Annotated in this window: 3 protein-coding genes; all 3 read right to left on the reverse strand. The window is 70.7% G+C overall.

What is annotated here, in order from left to right; all coding sequences use genetic code 11:
* On the reverse strand, window positions 1-2207 hold a 2207-nt coding region (locus ACTWQJ_RS48200), incomplete at its 3' end, for a xanthine dehydrogenase family protein molybdopterin-binding subunit (RefSeq protein ID WP_443312703.1).
* Window positions 2204-3193, reverse strand: coding sequence for an FAD binding domain-containing protein (locus ACTWQJ_RS48205; protein WP_443312704.1), 990 nt, complete (start codon window positions 3191-3193; stop codon window positions 2204-2206). The genes ACTWQJ_RS48205 and ACTWQJ_RS48200, both read right to left, overlap by 4 nt.
* Before the next feature lie 3 nt (window positions 3194-3196).
* Complete coding sequence (locus ACTWQJ_RS48210) at window positions 3197-3649, reverse strand: (2Fe-2S)-binding protein (RefSeq protein WP_443312705.1); 453 nt, start codon at window positions 3647-3649, stop codon at window positions 3197-3199.
* Between the last annotated feature and the right edge of the window lie 56 nt (window positions 3650-3705).

A 3705-nucleotide genomic window follows, 5' to 3' on the forward strand; every position in this document is an offset into this window, starting at 1 on the left:
AGCATGAGTCGGTCGATGGTGATCGGGAGGGAGCGGATGCGGCGGCCGGTGGCGTGGAAGACGGCGTTGCCGATGGCCGCGGCCAGGCCGACCAGGCCGACTTCGCCGACTCCCTTGGTGCCCACCGCGGTTGCCCGGTCGGGGCCGCCGACGAAGAGCACCTCCATGTCGGGAACGTCGGCGTTCACCGGCATCAGGTAGTCCCCGAAGGTGGCGTTGGCGATGCGGCCGGTGCCCTGGTCGGTGGCCGTCTCCTCGAACATCGCCTGGCTGATGCCGCCCACCGTGCCGCCGATGATCTGGCTGGTGGCGGTCTTCTCGTTGAGGATGCGCCCGCCGTCGATCGCGGAGACGACCCGGGCCACCCGCAGCAGGCCCAGTTCGGGGTCGAGGCGCACCTCGACGAACTTGGCTCCGAAGGCGCCGGAGAGCGCCATCCCCAGCTCCTCGGCCTGCGGGGGAGTGCTCCTGCCGTCGGCGCTGAGTTCCTCGAGGCCGTGACGGGTCAGGATCTCCGTGTAGGTCTCCCCCTGGGCGGGATCACCGATGCGGTGGATGCGCCCGTCGGTGACGGTGACGTCGTCGAGCGCGGCTCCGTGCAGCGGGGATTCGGTGTCGTCGCGCACGACGTCGAGGAACTCCCGCACCAGGCGCCGGCAGGCGGCGTGGACGGCGTTGCCGAGAGCGCCGGTGAGGCCGGAGCCGCCGGCCTGGGGCGCGTACGGCATGTCGGAGTCGCCGAGGTCGAACCGCACCCGGGCGACGTCGACGCCGAGCAGCTCGGCCGCCAGTTGGGTCATGACCGTGTAGGTGCCGGTTCCGATGTCGGTGGCGGCGCTGCGCACGTATGCCGAGCCGTCGTGGCGCACCGAGGCACGGGCCTGGCACGGCACTTGGTAGAACGGGTAGGAGACGCCGGCCAGGCCGTAGCCGACGAGCCAGCGGCCGTCGCGCATGGAGCCGGGTTCCGGGGTGCGCCGCGACCAGCCGAACCGCTCGGCGCCCGCCACGAAGCACTCCCGGAGCGCCTTGCTCGACCAGGGCAGGCCGAGGATCGGGTGCTCCTCGGCGTAGTTGCGCAGGCGGATCTCGAGGGGGTCCATGCCGATGGCGTGGGCGACTTCGTCGATGGCGGACTCGAGGGCGAAGTTGCCCTGCCCCTCGGCCGGCGCGCGCATGGAGCCCGGGCAGGGGATGTTCAGCCGGGCCTGCCGGTCGCGGGTCAGGGCGTTCGGGCAGGCGTAGGAGACGGCCGAACCGAAGGAGACCGGTTCGTAGTCGTCGTCCTCCATCGCCACGGACGAGATGCCGTGGTGCTCGATGGCCACGAGGTCCCCGTCCCGGGTGGCGCCGATCTTGATCTGCTGGACGCTGTTGGGCCGGTGCCCCACGGAGGTGAACATCTCCGGCCGGGTCAGCACCAGCTTGACCGGGCGCCCGACCTCGCGGGCGGCCAGCACGGTGAGGATGACGTGGGACCACACGCGCAGGCCGGCACCGAAGCCGCCGCCGACGAAGGGCGCGAGGACCCTGACGCCGCTCTCGGGGACCTTGAAAATGCCGGCGAGCGAGGCACGCACGTTGTGCGGCCACTGGGTGGAGTCGTGCACGGTGAGCGAATCGCCGTGCCAGGACGCGACGGTGGCCATCAGGCCGAGCGGGTTGTTGGTGTTGTCGGGGGTGGTGTAGGCCTCGTCGACGACGACGTCCGCCCGGGCGAAACCGGCGGTGACGTCACCGCGCTCGGTGTCCAGCCCCCAGGGGTTCTCGACGATCTCGGCACGCGGGTCGTCCACGTCGAGCAGGGCCTCGGCCGGCTCGTACTCGACGCGTACCAGCCGTGCGGCGTGCCGGGCCTGCTCGGCGCTCTCGGCCACCACGACGCCGATGTGCTGCCCGTAGTGCAGGACGCGATCGTCCTGCAGCGGAGCCGGAGGCGATCCGCCCAGCAGGGTCATCGGGCCGCGTTCCAGCTTCGGCGCGTTCAGATGCGTCACGACGGCCAGCACGCCCGGCGCTGCCCAGGCCCTGGTCACATCGATGCCGCGGATGCGCCCCGCGGCGATGGTGCTGCCCACCAGGGCGGCGTGCACCATACCGGTGAGGGAGAAATCGTTGGGGTACTGAGCCGATCCGGTCACCTTCAGCGGAGCGTCCACGCGCTCCAGGCCCGCACCGACGACCGTGCCGGTTTCGAGAGTGGTCATGACGCTGCTCCTGCAACGGTCTCGAGCGTGCGCACGAGGGTGCGCTTGGCCAACTCCACCTTGAACGCGGTGCCGGGCAGCGGCCTGGCACCCTCCAGTGCCGCTTCTGCCGCCGCGCGGAAGGAGTCGGCGCCCGCGCGGGCGCCACGCAGGACGTCCTCCGCGTCCCACGCGCGCCAGGGGACGGTGCCGACCCCGCCCAGCGCCACGCGCGCCTCCTGAACGAGACCGTCCTCGATCACGAGAGCCACGCCGGCCGAGGCCAGCGCGAACTCGTAGGAGACGCGGTCGCGGACCTTCAGGTAGTGCGACCGTGCGGTCTCGGGGAGCAGGGGGATCTCGAGCGCAGTGATCAGCTCGCCGTGCTGCAGCACGTTCTCGATGTGGGGTGTGTCGCCCGGCGGGAGATAGAACTGGGTCAGGGGGATCGACCGGGTCCCGTCCGCGCCCCGGACGTGCACGACGGCGTCCAGCGCCACCAGCGGAACCGCCACGTCCGAGGCGTGCAGGGCGATGCAGTGGTCGCTGGTGCCGAGGATGGCGTGCATCCGCTGGATGCCCGCGATGGCGGCACACCCCGAGCCCGGGCTGCGCTTGTTGCAGGCAGCGACGGTGGGGTCTCTGAAGTACCGGCACCGGGCTCGCTGCAGCAGGTTGCCGCCGATGGTGGCCATGTTGCGCAGCTGGGTCGAGGCGCCGAACAGCAGAGCCTCCCGCACAAACGGCAGCCGCTCCCTGACGACGGGATCGGCGGCCAGCTCCTCCATCGTCGTGAGCGCCCCGACCCGGACGGTCGTGTCGGTGTGCGTGATGCCGGCCAGCGGCAGCCGGGTGATGTCGATGAGCCGCTCCGGTCCGAGGACCCCGTCCTTCATGAGGTCCAACTGCGTCGTGCCGCCGGCGAGGAACGATGCGTGCGGATCGGCGCTGACCACGGCGACAGCCTGCTCGGTGTCGGTGGCCCGAACGTAGTCGAAGGGACGCATGGATCAACCCCCCGCCGCAACGTCGCGGATCGCTGCGCGAATGTTCGGATAGGCGCCACAGCGGCAGATGTTGCCGCTCATGAACTCACGGATCTCTTCCTCCGAGTTCGCACGTCCCTCGGCGATGAGCGAGACCGCCGACATGATCTGCCCCGGCGTGCAGTAACCGCACTGGAACGCGTCATGCCTGGCGAACGCTTTTTGCATGGGGTGCAGCTCCCCGGTCGGGCACAGGGATTCCACCGTGGAGATCTCACGGTCCTCGTACTGCGCGGCCAGCGCCAGACACGACACCACACGCTTGCCGTCCACCAGCACCGTGCACGCCCCGCACGCACCCTGGTCACACCCCTTCTTGGCTCCGGTCAGGCCCAGATGGTCGCGCAGCGCATCGAGCAGCGTCACACGCGAGTCGATCTCCAGCCGATGAGCTGTGCCGTTGACGGTGAGAGTGATATCAACCCGGGAGACATCAGGCGGTGACTGGCCGGTCGGGGGTGCCTCGGTTTCCA

It is taken from the genome of Streptomyces sp. KR55 (assembly GCF_052245645.1).
Taxonomy (GTDB): domain Bacteria; phylum Actinomycetota; class Actinomycetes; order Streptomycetales; family Streptomycetaceae; genus Streptomyces; species Streptomyces flavusporus.